We start from the raw sequence: 18,624 nt of genomic DNA on the forward strand, positions 1-18,624 counted from the left end.
CGATCCGCCGACGGGAATGTTTCAGCAAGGACTCTTAACAGTTAACGCGACTCTATCCTTCCTGGTCACGCCCGACTTCAGAGTACGTGCCATTTAGTTGCCGTAGATGTTTTCTGTAAGGACTGCTTACAGTGTGGCGCCATGAGGCACCCATTCAGATCCGCCCTGGCCATCATCGCGACCACCCTGCTGCTCTGCGCGGCTGGCGCAACCACACCGTTCACCGCGACCGCCGACTCCGGTGCAGCCTCACCGGCTTTGCCGAAGCACTTCCTCACCGGGTACTGGCACAACTTCGTCAACGACGCGGGCGCCCTGCGGCTCGGCGACATACCCGACGAATACGACCTCGTCGCCGTCGCGTTCGGCGAGGCGACCACGACCCCCGGGGAGGTCGCGTTCACGATCGACCCGGACCTGTCGGCAGCGCTCGGCGGTTACAGCGACGACGACCTGAAGTCGGACATTCGCACGCTGCAGGAGCGCGGCAAACGCGTCATCGTCTCGGTCGGCGGCGAACTCGGTCAAGTACGGGTCGATGACGCAGCCTCGGCAACCGCTTTCGCCGACAGCGTGTACTCACTGATGCAGGAGTACGGCTTCGACGGCGTCGACATCGACCTCGAGAACGGACTGCAGCCCGACTTCATGGCCCAGGCTCTGCGCAGCCTGAGCGAGCAGGCGGGCTCCGAGCTGATCATCACGATGGCACCGCAGACGGTCGACATGCAGTCGACGGACGGGTCGTACTTCCAGCTGGCGACTCAGATCAAGGACATCCTCACGGTCGTCAACATGCAGTACTACAACTCTGGCAGCATGCTCGGCTGCGACGGCCAGGTGTACGCGCAGGGATCGGTCGACTTCCTGACCGCGCTGTCCTGCATCCAGCTGGAGAACGGCCTCCGGCCCGACCAAGTCGCGCTCGGGCTTCCCGCCGGGCCGGGCGCGGCCGGGGGCGGCGTCGTCGATCCGGCGGTCGTCACCGATGCACTCGACTGCCTCGCGTCGGCAAGCCGGTGCGGCTCGTTCACGCCACCGCGTACGTACCCCGACATCCGGGGAGCGATGACCTGGTCCATCAACTGGGACGTCGCCAACGGCGGAGCATTCGCCGACGCGGTCGGACCTCACCTCGACACCCTGCCCCAGTAACCCATCGGAGGAAAGCAATGAACCAGTCGACCAGACCGAGGCGCTTGCTCGCTCCCGTCGCCGCGACCCTGCTCTTGCTGCTGAGTTGCGTCGTCGGCGGCAGCATCGCCCAAGCAGATCAACCAGACCGAGGTCAGAGCACCGAACGGGCCGCCGGCGACAAGCTGATGGGCTACTTCACCGAATGGGGCGTCTACGGCCGCGACTACCACGTCAAGAACCTCGAGACGAGCGGCTCCGCCGACAAGCTCACCCATATCAACTACGCATTCGGCAACGTGACCAACGGCAAATGCGCGATCGGCGACAGCTACGCCGACTACGATCGCGCGTACACCGCCGAGGAGAGCGTCGACGGCGAGGCGGACACCTGGGACGAGGGCGCGCTGCGCGGCAACTTCAACCAGCTGCGCAAGCTCAAGGAGATGCATCCGGATCTCAAGATCCTCTGGTCGTTCGGCGGCTGGAGCTGGTCCGGAGGATTCACCGAGGCGGCGGCGAACCCCGAGACGTTCGCCGAGTCCTGCTACCAACTCGTCCATGACCCGCGTTGGGACGGCGTCTTCGACGGGATCGACATCGACTGGGAGTACCCGAACGCCTGCGGCCTCAGCTGCGACGAAAGCGGTCGGGAGGCATTCACGAAGTTGATGTCGGCGATGCGCGACCGGTTCGGCGACGAGCTGGTGACCGCCGCGATCACCGCCGACGCATCCGACGGCGGACGCATCGAGGCCGCCGACTATGCGGGCGCTTCGCAGTACGTCGACTGGTACAACGTGATGACCTACGACTTCTTCGGCGCCTTCGACGCTCAAGGCCCGACCGCTCCGCATTCGCCGCTCACGTCGTACGACGGCATTCCGAAGGAGAGTTTCAACTCTGACGCAGCCGTCAACAAGCTCACCGAGGCCGGCGTACCGGCGGAGAAGCTGCTGCTCGGTATCGGGTTCTACGGTCGCGGCTGGACCGGCGTGACCCAGGCCGAGCCGGGTGGCACCGCCACCGGACCGGCACCGGGCACGTACGAACAGGGCATCGAGGACTACAAGGTGCTCAAGGACTCCTGCCCGGCAACGGGTGAGGTCGGCGGCACCGCATACGCCTACTGCGGCAACGACTGGTGGAGCTACGACACCCCGGAGACCATCGCGACCAAGATGGCGTACGCCAACGAGCACGGCCTCGGCGGCGCATTCTTCTGGGAGGCCAGCGGCGACACAGCCGACGGCGAACTGATCGGTTCGATCGCGAAGGGACTGTCCTGACATGTTGACGAGAAGAACGATCCTGCGCAGCATTCCTGCGGCGGCAGCCGCGACCGCATTCGCCGGTTCGCAGTGGCCGGCATCGGCAGTGCCCCAACACCGACCCTTACGCCGAGCCCAAGCGGGTCTCTCCCTACGTTTCGTCAACAACACCGGCGCGTACGACAACTCGTCGATCAACTTCTACATCGTCGGAACGGACCTCGGCAGCGGGCAGCAGGTCCACGTCACACCGGACGGCGTCATGCAACCCGTCTCGCCGTCGGACAACGGGCCGGACGGATACGCCGACTACGCGGTCCCGTTCGCCGGATCCGGCGACACGACCGCCACGCTGCCAGACAACATGTCGGGCCGGATCTACTTCTCACTCGGTGACAAGGTGAAGTTCAAGGTCAACGAGGGCAACGCGCTCGCGTACCCGGCCGGGTGGGTCGAGGCCGACCCGAACTTCGGCGTCCTGCACGACTGCGTGGAGTTCACCCACAAGGACGGTCGGATCTACTGCAACACCACGATGGTCGACATGTTCAGCGTCCCGCTGTCGATTGCGCTCACGGGCGAGCAGTCACCGTCGACCGGGACCTTGGTCGACGGCGGTCGCGCGAACATCTTCGGCGCCGTAGGCGGCCATCCCGACTTCGCTCAGCTCGTCGTGGACGAGACGCGAGTCATCGCGCCGGGACACGGACTCGAGACCGGACGCTTCTCGGACACCTACTTCGACGCCTATGTCGGCGAGGTCTGGAGCGCGTACGAAGGCAAGCCGCTGACGGTGAATGCGAACAACAAGGTCTTCACCGGTCAGGTGACCGGCGGCCAGTTCACTTTCGACGGCGGTGTCCAGTCGTTCGCCCGGCCGTCCACGCGTGACGTGCTGTTCTGCGACGGGGCGCTGGCGGCGCCGAACGACGGGGTCACCGGCCCGGTCGCCGCGGTGCTCGGCGCCGCGCTCAACCGCACGACGTTGCTCGAGCACGACCAGCAGCCGACCACGGACCCGGCCGGCTTCTACCAGAACCAGATCACACACGTGTACTCCAAAGCGATGCACGACAACAGCGCCGACGGCAAGGCGTACGGCTTCCCGTTCGACGACGTCGCAGGATTCGCTTCGTACGTCGAGGACAACGCAACCGAGATGGCGGTGACGTTGACACCGTTCTGAGGGGCGGTTTGCCGGGAAACTGTTAGTTTTGGCAGGGATGGCTCAATCACAAGACGTTCTGGTGCCCTTCCCGAAGGCAGCGATCTTCCTCGTCGTCACGGTGCGACCCGGTGCGGAAGCTGCTGTCGGCGAGGTGCTCGCCGACGTCGCAGATCTGAAGCGGGCCGTCGGTTTCCGGTCGCCGGAGGGCCAGTTGAGCTGCGTCGTCGGCATCGGCTCGCAGCTGTGGGACCGCCTCTTTGCGGCCGTCCCCAAACCCGCTGGTCTCCATCCGTTCCGAGAGCTGGTCGGCGACAAGCACACGGCGGTGAGTACTCCGGGCGACCTGCTCTTTCACATCCGAGCCCAGCGCGCCGACCTGTGCTTCGAGCTCGCGCGGCTGCTGATGGGGCGGCTCAACGGCATGGTCGACGTCGCAGACGAGGTGCATGGGTTCAGGTACTTCGACGTACGCGATCTGATGGGCTTCGTCGACGGCACCGAGAACCCCGAGGGACAGGACGCCGCCGACGCAGTGTGGATCGGCGCCGAGGACGCCGCCCACGCGGGCGGCAGCTACGTGATCGTGCAGAAGTACCTGCACGACCTCGACACCTGGGAGGCGATCTCGACCGAGGAGCAGGAGCGGGTGATCGGTCGTACGAAGCTCAGTGACATCGAGCTCGACGACGACGCGAAGCCGACCAACTCCCACGTAGCGCTCAACACGATCACCGACGACGACGGCAACGATCTCGACATCATGCGCGAGAACATGCCGTTCGGCTCGGTCGGCGCCGCCGAGTTCGGCACGTACTTCATCGGGTACTCGTCGACGCCCGACGTGACGGAGCAGATGCTGGAGAACATGTTCCTCGGCGACCCGCCCGGCAACTACGACCGGATCCTCGACTTCTCGACGGCGGTCACCGGCACCCTGTTCTTCGTACCCACCGCAGACTTCCTCGCGGAGCAGCAGGTGAGCTCCGTCGAGGAGCCCTCCACCACCATCCCCGACGAGCCGCCGTCCGATGGCTCGTTGGCAATCGGAAGCTTGAAAAGGAGTGAGGATTCGTGAACAACCTCCACCGGGAACTCGCGCCGATCTCCGACGCCGCCTGGAGCGAGATCGAGGACGAAGCGCGACGTACGTTCGAGCGCTGGATCGCCGGACGCCGCGTCGTCGACGTCTTGGGACCAGAGGGCACCGAGCTGTCCGCGGTCGGCACCGGTCATCTGCGTACGCTCGACGCGCCCGCCGAGGGCGTGACCGCGCGGCAGCGCGAGGCGCAGCTGGTGATCGAGCTGAAGGCGCCGTTCTCCGTGACGCGCGAAGCGATCGACGACGTCGAACGCGGGTCTCGCGACTCGGACTGGCAGCCGGTCAAGGACGCCGTCAAGCAGATCGCGCTGGCCGAGGACGGCGTCATCTTCCACGGCTCCGCGCCCGCAGGCATCGGCGGCATCGCGCCCGGGAGCTCGAACGCCCCGGTCCCCTTGCCGTCTGACGTACGCGAGCTGCCCGACACGATCGCCCAGGCCGTGACCGAGCTTCGACTCGCCGGCGTCGGCGGTCCGTACAGCCTCCTGCTGTCGGCCGAGCGTTACACCGACGTCTCGGAGACCACCGACCACGGATTCCCGGTTCGAGAGCACATCGCCCGGCTGATCGACGGCGAGATCATCTGGGCCCCGGCTTTGGAGGGCGCACTGCTGTTGTCGACCCGCGGCGGCGACTTCGCGCTGCACCTGGGGCAGGATCTCTCGATCGGCTACAGCTCACACGACGACGAGCAGGTCCGGCTGTATCACCAGGAGACGCTGACGTTCTTCGCGCTCACCGACGAGGCGAGCGTCGCGCTCCCGGAGAAGTGACCTCCCGGTGACCGGCGTCTATTCGCCGGGTCCACCCACGACTGTCGAGATGTTCGAGTAGCGGGACGGCGACTCGACGGGTGGTGTCCAGAGCCTGGCGCGCGGCGCTGGTGGTGAACGGTTGCGCCAACGCCGACAGCTCGCGCATCGCAAGGGCGGGAGCGGACGGCAACAGCACGACGTCCTCGCGGAGTCGGAGCAGGCGCCCGGCACGTTCGGCCGCGGCAAGTTCTCGTACGCCGAGCGAGAGCGCGGCGAGGTCACCCGCCTCGGGTGCCCGGAACGGCGACTCTCCCAGCCGGCGCTCGAGTTCAGTCACGGAGGCTTCGATGGGCCCCAGATCGTCGCTGCCGGGCAGGCGTACGTATCCGCGCCGCTGCTCGAGACCGGCATCGGTCACGAGCTGCTCAACTAGTCGTTCGTCCGGCAGCGAGAGCACGTCGCGCACCGCACCCTGCGACAACCCGGCGGTCAGCGGGTCGCCGGCGTACAGGTCCTCGAGCGACGCGCGAAGCCGCCGCTGCCAGGACCCGTATGTCTCGACGTCGACCCACCAGCCCCCGACGGCGCGCACGCCATCGGGAACGGACTCGCCGTCCGAGACGATTCCGAGCAACCGCAGTCGCTGTTCACTGACCGCTCCGTGCCGAGCGATCTCGGTCGCGATGTCTCCGGTGGCGTCGATACCGGCGAGCGTATGCGCCCGCCTGTTTCCGTCGCCGCGTCTGCGCAGCGCGGGCGGATCGGCGTCGAGGATCTGTACGCCGGCCAGCACTCTGCGACCGCCCGGATCCCGCAGCACCAGGCGATCGCCCACGACCAGTGGAAGCGACCGCGTGAGCCCGAGTCGAGCGTGATCATCATCGAACGGCCGCACGCGCACGGGTACCGTCAGAGTGCCGACATGAGCGGTGAGCTGCGCGGGCACTTCGCCCAGTACGCGCCCCGAAGCCCGGCGTACGTCGAGCGAACGAGTTGTCGGCCAGCGGTCGATCGAGACCAGCACGTCACCGCGGTGGACGTCGCCGATGCCGACACCGCGGAGATTGACCGCGACCCGGCTGACCGGACCGACGGTCGAAAGCGGCGATCCGCCGCTCTGTAACCCGCGTACCGTGACCCGGCGACGGCGACCGTCACCGATGAGCTCCAACTCGTCGTCGGCCGAGATCGCGCCGGCGCCAAGAGTGCCGGTCACGACGGTTCCGGCGCCGGCGATCGTGAACGCGCGGTCGATCCACAGCCGTACGCGATCCGCTGCCGCGGGCGCCGGGACATTGCCGAGTACGTCGTCGAGCACGTTGCGCAGCCGGTTGATCCCGGTGCCGTCGACCGCGGAGACCTCGACTGCGGGCGCGTCCCGTAGCCCGGTGTTCGCCAACTCATCGCGTACCTGCGCGAGGACGTCGCGGGTGGGATCCTGCGCGCGATCGATGCGGCTGAGCACGATCAAGCCGTGGTCGATCCCGAGCGCCTCGATCGCGTCCCGATGGTCACTCGACTGCTGCTGCCAGCCTTCGTCCGCGGCGACGACGAAGCAGACCACCGGTGCGGGGCCGATCCCCGCGAGCATGTTGCCGATGAACCGTTCATGCCCGGGTACGTCGACAAACGCCACCGTGCGCCCCGACGCAAGCGTCGTCCACGCGAAGCCGAGGTCGATCGTCAGGCCCCTGCGCCGCTCCTCGTCCCAACGGTCGGGTTCCATTCCGGTGAGGGCGCGAACCAGCGTGCTCTTGCCGTGGTCGACATGGCCCGCCGTCGCCACGACGTGGGCGTCAGCCATCCGTGCCGCCGAGGCCGGCCAGTGCCGCGCGTACGGCCTCGAGCAGCCGCTCGTCATCGTCGGGCGGAACACAACGGAGGTCCACCAGGCACTCGCCGTCGTGCGTCCGCGCGAGCACGGCCGGGTCGCCGAGGCGCAATGCGGCCGCCGCGGCTTCGGGTAGCCGGACCGCCCACCCCGGGAGAGGTACGCCCGGCGCTCCCCCGCCTCCGACGCGACCGTCATGCGGGGTCACGGGCATCCCGACTGCATCCGCGAGCCTCTCCGCACGGTGTCGCAATACCCCGGCATCCGCGTGGATCGCCGCGACGACCGGTGCGATCGGCCCGGCGACCGTGGCCTCAACCGCCGCAAGCGCGAGCTTGTCGGCGCGTACCGCTCGGGCCAATGGATGCACGGCCAGAGTGCCGATCGTCTGGGCCGTGCCGAGCAGCAGGCCCGCCTGCGGACCGCCGAGAAGCTTGTCACCGCTCGCGGTCACGACATCGGCTCCGTCGGCGAGTGTCGTGGTGGCATCGGGTTCATCGTCGAGCAGCGGGTCGGGGCTCAACAGGCCACTGCCCAGGTCCGCAACCAGCGGTACGCGGTGCTCAGCGGCGAGACCGGCCAGCTCCGCGACGGACACCGCGGAGGTGAATCCGTCTACCCGGAAGTTGCTGGGATGCACCTTGAGGATGCACCCGGTGTCGGGGCCGAGCGCATCGGCGTAGTCGCGAAGATGCGTGCGGTTCGTCGTACCGACCTCACGAAGCCGTGCGCCGGTCGACGCGATCAGATCGGGCAGTCGGAATCCCGCGCCGATCTCGATGAGCTCGCCGCGGCTGACGACGATCTCGCGTCCGGCGGCGAGCGCCGTGGTTGCGAGTACGAGGGCCGCCGCCCCGTTGTTGACCACCAAGGCGTCCTCGGCCACCGGGCAGGCGGCGAGCAACGCCGCGCGGGCGGCTTCGCCTCGGCGGGAGCGCACGCCGGTGGCGAGGTCCAGCTCGACGTCGACATAACCCGCCGCGGCGACGAGCGCCTCGACCGCGGCCTCCGACAACGGGGCTCGTCCGAGGTTGGTGTGCACGACGATTCCCGTTGCGTTGAGGACCGGTCGAAGGGACGTCGTCCGGCGTGCGGACAAGGCTGCCAGCAGCTCAGTACGTACGTCCGCAGGATCGATTTCCCCTTGCCGGGCGCGGTTCTGAGCCACGCGTACCGCTGCGCGTACGACGTGCTCCCCCAACCGGGTACGCGCGGCGCTCACCTCGGCGAGTGCGAGGAGATCGTCGGTGCGCGGGATCCGCCGCCGCGGATCGGTCTCTGCCATGCTCGCTCCTCGCAGCCCACGCTTCACGGTGGCGGAGGCGGACGGGAATCGAACCCGCCAGGCCGAGCTACTCGACCTCACCGGCTTTGAAGGCCGGGGGGACCACCAGGAACCCAGACGCCTCCCTGTGCCCCAACCTAACCAGGTCTCAGCGAATCTCGATGCCGGGCGTGCCCACAGTGTGTCCGATCACGGGATGGCCGGGCAGCTCGCCGACGACCAGCAAACCGCCGGAGGTCTGCGCATCCGCGAGCAGCAGCAGGTCGTCCTCTCCGGTCGATGCCGAGGTACGCAGGTGCGGGCGAACCCAGTCGAGGTTGCGCCGAGTGCCGCCGGAGACGAAGCCGTCGCGCAATGCGTCGTCGGCACCGTCGACCGTCGGCACTGCCGCACGGTCGATGACGGCGCCGATGCCGGATGCCCGGCAGAGCTTGTGCAGGTGCCCGAGCAGTCCGAATCCGGTGACATCGGTCGCCGCCCGGATGCCCGCTCCGACCGCCGCCTCTGCTGCCTCGCGGTTGAGGCGGGTCATCGTCTCGACCGCCGCGGCGAACACCTCACCCGTCTGCTTGTGCCGGTTGTTCAGGAGGCCGACGCCGATCGGCTTGGTGAGGGTGAGCGGCAGTCCCACCTCGGCTTGGTCGTTGCGCAGCAGCCGATCCGGCTCGACGACGCCGGTGACCGCCATCCCGTACTTGGGCTCCGGATCGTCGACGGAATGCCCGCCGATCACCGGACAGTCGACCTGCGAAGCGACTGCGAGGCCGCCGCGCAGCACCTCGGTCATCAGCTCCATCGGGAGTACGTCGCGCGGCCACCCGACCAAATTGATCGCGACGATCGGGCGGCCGCCCATCGCGTACACATCGGACAGTGCGTTGGCGGCTGCGATGCGACCCCAGTCGTACGGGTCGTCGACGACAGGCGTGAAGAAGTCGGCCGTCGACAGCACCGCAACCTCGTCGCTCAGGCGCACCGCGGCCGCGTCGTCACCGTCGTCGAGCCCGACGATCACGTCACCAGCGGACTGTCCGCGCAGACCGCTGACCGCGTCCTCCAGCTCACCCGGCGGAATCTTGCAGGCGCATCCGCCGCCATGCGCATAACCGGTCAGCCGTACGCCCTCGACACCCACGATGCCGAGCGTACTCGGCGCAGTGCGCTCAGGTCACGGTCGTGATCGAGTCCTCGGTCGTACCCTCTGCGCGGCGCGCCTCTAGGCGCCGCTTCTGCGGGTCGATCGTGTATCGCGGGTGTTTGGCCGACTCGATCCCGGCCTCGAACACCCCGAACCGGGTCAGTGCAGACGCCGTCAAGAGCGCGGCACCGGAGAGCGCCGCAACCCCGCGGTTGCGCCCGGCGACAAGGGTGCCGAGGCCGCCGGCCACTGCGAGCGCCTCGCTCAGACGCAACCACCGCCCTGCTTTGCCTTCGTGCAGCGGAACAGCGACAACTGGGTCCATCCGCTCCTCCATGACCCGCATCGCGGCGATATCGCCGACCACGCCGAGCACAGCCATCGTCCGTGCCGGTCCGGTTTCGTCGACCGGCGTGGTGATCATGGCGAGGCCGGCCGAGGCCAATCCCGCCGAGCTCACGAACACGAACGGGAGCTCCTCGCGAGCGGCGTTCCACGTGGGCGTCGCGGTATCGGTGAGCAGCACTGCCGTGTACGCCGCCAGCGGCGGGCCGAATGCACCGGCACCGATACCGGCGACGCCCTCCAGTCCGCGCAGCAACGTGCGTAGCGGCCCGAGCGGGAGTCGCTCCCCCAGCAGTCGATCGACCTCGGCCGCGGCGGCGACTCCCGCACCGGCGCCGAAGGCACTGAGGATCCACGTACCGACGCTCATCGGCGAGGTGAGCTTGACGGTTCGCATCATGTTGAGGAACCGCTCCGGCCTGCCGAGGTCGGCTACCAGCGCACCGCCGCTCAAGCCCGTCGCCACCAGTGCCGCGATGCGCGCGTTGCGGCGGAGCTTCTTGCGTCCGGTCAGCTGAGCACCGGCGGCGAGGACACCGGACCCGCCGGCAACACCGCCCAGAAACAGGTACGCCGCGATCTCGTGCCCCCACGGCGCCGGCTTGACCACCGGCCGGTCGTAGTACGACGTGAACTCCGGCTCCGGCACCATCGGCATCTCACGCGAGCCGTCACCTCCCCCGCGTGGGCCCCCGCGCCGTCGACGGCGCCTGCCACCACGCCGCCGATTGGGCTCGGGCGGTCGAAGGCTGTCGTACTCGGACGTACTCACGGCCGCCTCCGCAGGAACGCGATTGCGGACGCAGCGAGCATCCCGGCCGCGGCCATACCTGCCCGCTTGAACATCTGCGGAAGATCGGCGGTCGGCACACGGGGGTCGGGCGGCAGCCCGTACACCTCGGGCTCGTCGAGCAACAGGAAGATCGAACCGGTGCCGCCGACGCCGTCGTTGTCGTTCGCACCGTAGAGCCGCGCCTCGGTCAGGCCGTCCTCGTGCAGCTTCGCGACCCGGTCGCGGGCCTTGTGAACCATCTCGTCGCGGTCGCCGAACTTGATCGAGGTGGTCGGGCAGGTCTGTGCGCACGCGGGAGTCTGGTCGTCGAGCAACCGGTCGTAGCAGAGGGTGCACTTCTGGGCGACGCCGACATTCGGTACGTCGGACTGCGCGCCGCGTTCGGTCTTCGGCTCTGCAGTGCCGTCGGTACGACGCTCGATCACGCCGAACGGACAGGCCGCGACGCAGTACCCGCATCCGTTACACACATCGGGCTGTACGACCACGGTGCCGAACTCGGTCCGAAACAGCGCACCCGTCGGACACACATCGAGGCAGCCCGCGTGAGTGCAGTGCTTGCACACATCCGACGACATCAGCCAGCGGAACTCCGCGGTGTCCGGAGGCGTGGTGTCGGCTGCGGCAACCGGCTGCTCCTCGGGCGGACCGACCGTCGGCATCCCGAGATCGACCAGCGCCTGACCCGACGCGCGCGCCTGCTCGATCCGCTCCTGCCCCTGCTCGACGAACGCCACGTGACGCCACGTGCTCGCACCGAGCGAGCCTGTGTTGTCGTACGAAGAGCCGAGCAGCTCCAGGTCGCCGTCGCGCGGGACGTGGTTCCACTCCTTGCACGCCACCTCGCATGCCTTGCACCCGATGCAGATCGAGGTGTCGGTGAAGAAGCCCTTGCGCGGCTTGACATCCGCCCATCGCGCATCGGCGGCCGGGTCGGTCGGTCCGGCGAGCTGTCCCATCAGTCGCGCTCCCTTCTCGTGTTGCCCGTCTCGACCGTCGTCTCGGAGCGCTGCTGGTACTCGGCGACCAGGCGCAGCAGTTCCTCACCGCGCGGACGACGGCCGGGCCGAATATCGCAGGAGCCCGCTTTCGACTCCTGGATCAGCACGTTCGGATCCAGCGTGACACCGAGCAGGTCGTTTGCGGCGTCACCGGTGACGACGGCGTGGCCGCCGACGCCCCAGTGGTACGGCAGCCCGATCTGGTGCACGGTGCGGCCGCCCACCTCGAGCGCGGTCATCCGCTCGGTGACCAGTACGCGGGCCTCGATCGCCGCCCGCGGGGAGATGAGCGTCGCCCAGCCGTACGGCTCGATCCCGCGTTCGGCTGCCAGCTCGGGCGAGATCTCGCAGAACATCTCCGGCTGCAGCTCGGAGAGGTACGGAAGCCAGCGACTCATGCCGCCGGCAGTGTGGTGCTCGGTGAGGCGGTAGGTGGTGAAGACGTATGGATACACGCCGACGCCTGGCTCGCCCGCGCTCGGTGCACTCAGGTTGTCGGTGCGTGGGAACACGATGCGCGCGGGGTTCTGCTGCTGTGAGTAGAGCGCATTCGCGACCGGAGACTCCTGGGGTTCGTAGTGCGTCGGCAGCGGCCCGTCGACCATGCCGCGCGGTGCGAACAGCCACGCCTTGCCGTCGGCCTGCATGACGAACGGATCGTCGCCCGCGAGCGCGTCCGGGCCGCCGACGGACGGATCGGGACGGTCGCCCGGCGCCCGGTCGGCGACGAAGTCGGGCACGTCGTCTCCGACCCAGCTCCCTTGCTCGTCGTCCCACCACACGTACCGTTTGCGTTCGCTCCACGGTCTGCCTTCGGGATCGGCGGACGCCCGGTTGTACAGGATTCGCCGGTTCGCCGGCCACGCCCAGCCCCATTCGGACTGGCTGGGGCCGGGGCCGCCCTGCGGTACGCGGTTCGCCGCGTGGTTGACGCCGTCGGCGTACACGCCGGTGTAGATCCAGCAACCGCCTGCGGTCGTACCGTCGGCGCGCATCTGGGTGTACGACGAGAGCGGCTTGCCGGCATCGGGGCCGGTCAGGAAGCGGCCGTTGATCTCGGCGAGCACCGCCTCGGAGTCGGGTTCGCCGTGGTCGTCTACCGGGTAGTCCCAGGTCAGCTCGAGCAGCGGTCGGTCACGAGCATCAGTGGAATCCGCCAGGCGTTGCCGGATGCGCTTTCCGAGCTCGAAGAAGAACTCCAGCTCGCTCTGGCACTCGCCCGGCGGCGCAACGGCTTGGTGGCGCCACTGCAACATGCGCTGGGTCTGGGTGAACGAACCTGCCTTCTCGACATGGCTCGCGGCGGGCAGGAAGAACACCTCGGTGTCGATGTCCTCGCTGCGCAGCTCGCCGGTAGCGATCTCGGGGCCGTCCTTCCAGAACGTCGCGGACTCGATCATGGTCAGGTCGCGTACGACGAGCCATTTCAGATGTGCCATGCCGAGCCGCTGCATCCGGCCGTTGGCGGAGCCGACGGCGGGGTTCTGCCCGAGCAGGAAGTAGCCTTCGACCTCGTCGGCGAGCATGGACGCGACCGTCTGGTACGTGCCGTGCGGGCCGGTCAGCCGCGGGAGGTAGTCGTACGCCCAGTCGTTGTCTTCGCGAGCCGCGTCGCCCCACCACGACTTGAGCAGGTTCACGGCGTACGCATCGCCGTTCGCCCAGAACCCCTTCTGCTGTTTGGATGCGACCGACCTCAGGTAGTCGTCGAAGGTGTCGTGCTGCCCCGCGCTCGGCATCGGGAGATAGCCCGGAAGCAGATTGAACAGGGTCGGAATGTCTGTCGAACCCTGGATACTGGCGTGCCCGCGCAGCGCCATGATCCCGCCGCCGGGCCGGCCGACGTTGCCGAGCAGCAGCTGCAGGATCGTCGCCGTACGAATGAACTGCGCACCGAGCGTGTGCTGGGTCCAGCCGACGGCGTACGCGAAGCAGGTCGTGCGCTCCCGGCCGGAGTTCTCGGTGACCGCACGAGCGAGGTAGTCGAAGTCGGCGGCGCCGATGCCGCAGGCCTCCTGCACCATCTCGGGCGTGTAGCGGGCGTAGTGCCGCTTCAAGATCTGGAACACCGTACGGGGGTCCTGCAACGTCTCATCGCGCTTGACCTCGGCGTGCGCGAGCGGCGGACCCCCGCTACCAGCCTGTTCGGGGGCGTCATGCGTTGACGCGCTCGGGCCGCCCTCCTGCGCGTACGCCCACGAGCTCGGGTCGTAACGGCCGGTTTCGGGGTCGAGCCCGGAGAACACGCCGTCGAGGTCTTCGGTGTCGCGGAACTCCTCGCTCACGATCGTGGCGGCGTTCGTGTACGAGACGACGTACTCCTTGAACCACAGGTCATTGCTGAGCACGTGATTGATCAGCGCACCGAGTAGCACGACGTCGGAGCCCGCGCGGATCGGTACGTGCTTGTCCGCGACCGCGGTGGTGCGGGTGAAACGCGGGTCGACATGGATGATCTTCGCGCCACGCGACTTCGCCTCCTCCACCCACTGGAAACCGACCGGGTGGCACTCGGCCATATTGGAGCCCTGGATGATGATGCAGTCGGCATTCGCCATGTCCTGGAGGGACTGCGTCGCGCCGCCACGACCGAACGAGGTTCCCAGACCGGGAACCGTTGCGGAGTGTCAAATGCGCGCCTGGTTCTCGACCTGGATCGCACCCGCCGCCGTGAACAGCTTCTTGATCAGGTAGTTCTCTTCGTTGTCGAGCGTCGCTCCGCCCAGCGCGGCGATGCCCATCGTGCGGCGCAGCAGGCGGCCGTCTTCGTCGTGCTCCTGCCAGGTGTTCCTCCGCGACTCCACGAACCGCTCCGCGATCATGTCGATCGCGGTGTCACGGTCGAGCCGTTGCCATTCGGTCGCTCGCGGCGGGCGGTACAGCACCTGGGTCTGTCGCCCGGGTGAGTTGACCAGTTGCTCGCTGGCGGCACCCTTCGGACACAACCGGCCGCGCGAGACCGGCGAGTCGGGATCGCCCTCGATCTGGACGACCTGCTCGTCCTTGACGAAAACGCGCTGGCCGCAGCCGACCGCACAGTACGGGCAGACGCTTTGGACAACCCGGTCCGCGGTTGACGTACGCGGCGCCAGCTCGCGCGTACGCTCAGACGTCACCGCCGGCCCGCGACCCAGCCGGTCGCCCGAGAGCACCTGCCTGACGACCGGCCACTCCAGGAACGTCCGACGCATTCCGCAATCCTAAGCCCGTGCCACCGCGTCGGCCAGCGTTTCCATTCGGGCGAGTGCGTCCACGTAACCGCCCAGGTGCACGGCGAGCTGGGCGGCGCCTGCCTCGCCGTACCTGGCGACGGTCTCGGCCACTTGTGCGGCAGACGCGGTTGGCTCCCAGCCGATGCGCAGTGCGGGTATGACCGTGCGATCCGGGGTGAGCTCGGACAACGTCGCCGCGTTCGCGGCGAACTCCGCGGGATCAGCGGGGAGTCCCTGCCAGATATCTGCGTACCGCGCGGCCCGACGAAGCGCCGGCACGCTGTTGCCTCCGACCATGATCGGCACCGAGCGACCCTCGGGCACGGGCGCGAACACGCCGTGCTCGTAGGAGAATCGGCGGCCGTCGTATGGCGCCTCACCTCCCGCGAACAAGTGCCGCAGCAACTCGAGCACGTCGTCGGTGACGGCTCCCCGTCGGGAGAAGTCACCTCCGACGGCATCGAACTCTTCCCGGCTCCAGCCGACCCCTACGCCGAGGACGATTCGACCGCCGGAGAGCTCATGCAGAGTCGCGACCTGGCGGGCGAGCACGAACGGATTCCGGAGCGGCCCGATCAACACCGAGGTACCCAACCGCAGCCGCTCCGTGACCGCGGAGAGGTGCGCGATGGTCACCAACGGCTCATAGACACCGCCGAACGTCGTGCCCCATTCGCCCGGCGGCAGCACATGATCGGGTAACCAAGCCGTTGTGAACCCCAGCTCCTCGGCCGCACGTGCGAGGTCGACGAGCGTCCGCGCAGGCATCGACGTCGACTCGTCGGGCAGTACGACCTGAAGCTCCATGGCTCAGCGGGTGGTGACCGAGGTGTACGCGACGACTCCGCGGCGTAGCAGTGCGCCGGCATCGCGGGCGGTTTCGCGCAGATCGGTTGGCCCGGCGGCGTTGGCGACCTGGTCGGCGACGTCGAGGACCAGCTTGACGGCACGGACGAAGTCGCCCGCTTCCAGCTCGGCCTCGGTGAGCACCTCATCGAGCGGACGACCGCTCGCCCACTGCCAAGCGGCGTATGCGAAACCGAAGTCCGGCCGCCGCAGGAACGACAGGCGATGGTCGCGTTCGACGCGTTCGAGATCGGCGCCGATACCCGACATCCGTGACGCGACTGCGCGTACCTCTTGCGTCGGGTAACGGGCACCCGCGGCCTGCTCCGGATTGCGCGTCTCGTACGTGAGCCCCGACAGCACCGCGCATAGCTCGGCCGGAGTCAGGTCGTCCCAGACGCCGCGCCGCATACACTCGCCGGCGACGAGGTCGAGCTCGGTGTAGAGCCGGGTCAGCCGCTCGCCGTCGGGCGTCACCGTGTCTCCGTCGAGATACCCGAGCTCGCCGAGTACATCGCATACGCGGTCGAACTGGCGCGCGATGGTGTTCGTACGCGTTTCGATCTGCCGACGCTGCGTTGCGGTGTCGCGTTCGAGCTTCAGGTAGCGATCCGCCCAGCGCACACGGTCTTCGCGGTCGGGCGCGTTGTGGCACGGATGCGCACGCAACTCTTCGCCCAGCTCTTCCAGCTCGGGGTCGGCCGGCGCCGGCTCCTTGCGGCGCGAACGGTGCGGCGAGTCGGGGTCCATGTCTCGCGTCTTCGCCCGGAGCGCCGACGCGAGATCGCGGCGCGAACCCGGGTTGCGCGGGTTGTACGACTTGGGCACCCGCATCCGGACCAGCGGCTCGACCGGCGTCGGAAAGTCGCCGGACGACAGCCGTCGCGAGTGCCGGTCGAGGGTGAGTACGAGGGGTCGTGGGCCGTTCGGGTCGGAGTACGTACCCGGGTCGACGACGACCGCCAGCCCGGCCCAGCGGCCGCCCGGCACGTCGATGACGTCGCCGGGCTTGAGCGCGTTGAGCGATTCGACGGCGCGTTCACGTGCGACCGCCTTGCGTCGCTTCGAGCCTTTCGACTCGAGCTCGCCGATGCGTCGCCGAAGCCGTGCGTACTCGATGAAGTCACCGGCCTCGCCCTGAGCCGCCTCCGCGTACCCCTCGAGCGCCTCCTCGGCCTTGCGCACCTTGCGGGCGAGCCCGACAACGGCCCGGTCTGCCTGGAACTGCGCGAACGACTGCTCCAGCATCTCGCGCGCCGTCGAGCGTCCGACCTGGCGGACCAGATTGACGGCCATGTTGTACGAAGGGTGGAACGACGACCGCAGCGGATAGGTGCGCTTCGACGCCAGTCCCGCCACCTGGCGCGGGTCGAGGCCGGGCTGCCAGAGCACGACCCCGTGGCCCTCGACGTCGATGCCGCGCCGGCCGGCTCGGCCGGTCAGCTGGGTGTACTCCCCCGGCGTGATGTCGGCATGCGTCTCGCCGTTCCATTTCGACAGCTTCTCGAGGACGACCGACCGCGCCGGCATGTTGATGCCGAGGGCGAGCGTCTCCGTCGCGAACACCGCCTTGACCCGCCCACGGCTGAACAGTTCCTCGACGACCTCCTTGAACGTCGGCAGCAGTCCCGCATGATGGCTGGCGATGCCGCGGGCGAGCCCCTCGACGAAGTCGTGGTAACCGAGTACGTACAGGTCGTCGCGCGGGATGTGCGCGCAGTGCTCCGCCACGAACGCGCGAATCTCGGACTCCTCGCTCGGCGAAGTGAGCCTCAGCCCGCTCGCGAGGCACTGCTGCACCGCCGCCGCACAGCCGGCACGGCTGAAGATGAACACGATCGCGGGCAGCAGTCCGGCGGCGTCGAGACGGTTCAGTACGTCGACCCGATTGGGTGTGTAGTGCCGGCCGCGATTCCGGCTCGCGGCGTACGAGCGCCCGCGCCGGCCGCCCTTGTTGGGGCGAGGACCCCGCCCACGACCCGATCCCCCGATGCTGCGGGCGCGCCACTCGTCGCGGGCGATGCGCTCGAGCTCGCGGTTGACCCTCGGCCCGCCATCGGCCCGTTCATCCTCCTCGAACAGGTCGAACATCCGCCGGCCCACCATCACGTGCTGGTACAGCGGCACTGGACGCCGTTCCTCGACGACGGTGACGGTGTCGCCGCGCACCTCGCTGAGCCAATCGCCGAACTCCTCGGCGTTGGAGACGGTCGCCGACAGCGAAACCAACGAGACCGACTCCGGCAGGTGGATGATGACCTCTTCCCATACGGCTCCGCGGAACCGATCGGCAAGGTAATGGACCTCGTCCATGACGACATGGCCGAGGCCTTCGAGCGTGCGAGACCCCGCGTACAACATGTTGCGCAACACCTCGGTCGTCATCACGACGACGGGAGCGTCGCCGTTGACAGAGTTGTCGCCGGTCAGCAAGCCGACGTTGGACTCGCCGTACCGCGCGGCCAGGTCGGCGTACTTCTGGTTCGACAGCGCCTTGATCGGTGTCGTGTAGAAGCATTTGCGTCCCTGCTCGAGGGCGAGATGCACGGCGAACTCACCGACGATCGTCTTACCCGAACCGGTCGGCGCAGCGACGAGCACGCCGTGACCGTCTTCGAGCGCCTGACACGCCTCGACCTGGAACGCGTCCAGATCGAACTCGTACAGCTCGCGGAACCCGGCGAATGCGGGTCTGGCCCGATCGGCCTTGAACTGGGCATACCGTTCGGCCGGGGAGGTCATGCCT

At 68.3% G+C, this 18,624-nt stretch carries 14 protein-coding genes and 1 tRNA gene; 5 read left to right on the plus strand and 10 right to left on the minus strand.

The window, feature by feature from the left end; all coding sequences use genetic code 11:
* Positions 1 to 141 precede the first annotated feature (141 nt).
* Genes MU582_11580 through MU582_11600 form a run of 5 tightly spaced genes read left to right on the plus strand, consistent with a single transcriptional unit; the run spans position 142 to position 5,445 of the window.
* Positions 142 to 1,155 carry a chitinase gene (locus tag MU582_11580; protein ID UPK73090.1) on the plus strand — a complete coding sequence of 338 codons (1,014 nt, stop codon included), beginning with the start codon at positions 142 to 144 and terminating at the stop codon, positions 1,153 to 1,155.
* A 17-nt stretch (positions 1,156 to 1,172) separates the two neighbouring features.
* Positions 1,173 to 2,423 (plus strand): glycoside hydrolase family 18 protein, encoded by a 1,251-nt coding sequence (locus tag MU582_11585; GenBank protein ID UPK73091.1) that lies wholly within the window; start codon positions 1,173 to 1,175, stop codon positions 2,421 to 2,423.
* 1 nt (position 2,424) lies between these two features.
* Positions 2,425 to 3,591 (plus strand): beta-1,3-glucanase family protein, encoded by a 1,167-nt coding sequence (locus tag MU582_11590; protein UPK73092.1) that lies wholly within the window; start codon positions 2,425 to 2,427, stop codon positions 3,589 to 3,591.
* 37 nt (positions 3,592 to 3,628) lie between these two features.
* Positions 3,629 to 4,648 (plus strand): Dyp-type peroxidase, encoded by a 1,020-nt coding sequence (locus MU582_11595; GenBank protein UPK73093.1) that lies wholly within the window; start codon positions 3,629 to 3,631, stop codon positions 4,646 to 4,648.
* The gene (locus MU582_11600) at positions 4,645 to 5,445 is read left to right on the plus strand and encodes a bacteriocin family protein (GenBank protein ID UPK73094.1); all 801 of its coding nucleotides are present in this window, start codon (positions 4,645 to 4,647) and stop codon (positions 5,443 to 5,445) included. The genes MU582_11595 and MU582_11600 overlap by 4 nt, the downstream gene beginning before the upstream one ends.
* On the opposite strand, the gene selB is transcribed toward MU582_11600, so the two are convergent.
* The 10 genes from selB to MU582_11650 form a co-directional block, all read right to left on the minus strand.
* A complete protein-coding gene (gene selB, locus MU582_11605; protein UPK73095.1) occupies positions 5,408 to 7,231 on the minus strand; it encodes a selenocysteine-specific translation elongation factor in 1,824 nt (607 codons plus the stop codon). The two genes, MU582_11600 and selB, sit on opposite strands and share 38 nt — an antisense overlap.
* On the minus strand, positions 7,224 to 8,543 hold the full coding sequence (gene selA / locus MU582_11610) for an L-seryl-tRNA(Sec) selenium transferase (GenBank protein UPK73096.1): 1,320 nt from the start codon (positions 8,541 to 8,543) through the stop codon (positions 7,224 to 7,226). The genes selB and selA overlap by 8 nt, the downstream gene beginning before the upstream one ends.
* A 29-nt stretch (positions 8,544 to 8,572) precedes the next feature.
* A tRNA-Sec gene (locus MU582_11615) sits at positions 8,573 to 8,668 on the minus strand.
* 23 nt (positions 8,669 to 8,691) lie between these two features.
* On the minus strand, positions 8,692 to 9,678 hold the full coding sequence (gene selD, locus MU582_11620) for a selenide, water dikinase SelD (protein UPK73097.1): 987 nt from the start codon (positions 9,676 to 9,678) through the stop codon (positions 8,692 to 8,694).
* A 28-nt stretch (positions 9,679 to 9,706) separates the two neighbouring features.
* Entirely contained in the window at positions 9,707 to 10,798 is a 1,092-nt protein-coding gene (gene nrfD / locus MU582_11625; GenBank protein ID UPK73098.1) for a polysulfide reductase NrfD, read from the minus strand.
* Entirely contained in the window at positions 10,795 to 11,778 is a 984-nt protein-coding gene (locus MU582_11630) for a 4Fe-4S dicluster domain-containing protein (protein UPK73099.1), read from the minus strand. The genes nrfD and MU582_11630 overlap by 4 nt, the downstream gene beginning before the upstream one ends.
* Positions 11,778 to 14,378, minus strand: a complete 2,601-nt coding sequence (locus tag MU582_11635; protein UPK73100.1) for a molybdopterin-dependent oxidoreductase — start codon at positions 14,376 to 14,378, stop codon at positions 11,778 to 11,780. The genes MU582_11630 and MU582_11635 overlap by 1 nt, the downstream gene beginning before the upstream one ends.
* A 69-nt stretch (positions 14,379 to 14,447) precedes the next feature.
* Positions 14,448 to 15,011 (minus strand): dehydrogenase, encoded by a 564-nt coding sequence (locus tag MU582_11640; protein UPK73101.1) that lies wholly within the window; start codon positions 15,009 to 15,011, stop codon positions 14,448 to 14,450.
* A gap of 9 nt (positions 15,012 to 15,020) precedes the next feature.
* Positions 15,021 to 15,839, minus strand: a complete 819-nt coding sequence (locus MU582_11645; GenBank protein ID UPK73102.1) for a TIGR03619 family F420-dependent LLM class oxidoreductase — start codon at positions 15,837 to 15,839, stop codon at positions 15,021 to 15,023.
* A gap of 3 nt (positions 15,840 to 15,842) precedes the next feature.
* Complete coding sequence (locus tag MU582_11650; protein UPK73103.1) at positions 15,843 to 18,620, minus strand: DEAD/DEAH box helicase; 2,778 nt, start codon at positions 18,618 to 18,620, stop codon at positions 15,843 to 15,845.
* Positions 18,621 to 18,624: the final 4 nt, after the last annotated feature.

The organism is Nocardioidaceae bacterium SCSIO 66511 (genome assembly GCA_023100825.1).
GTDB lineage: Bacteria > Actinomycetota > Actinomycetes > Propionibacteriales > Nocardioidaceae > Solicola.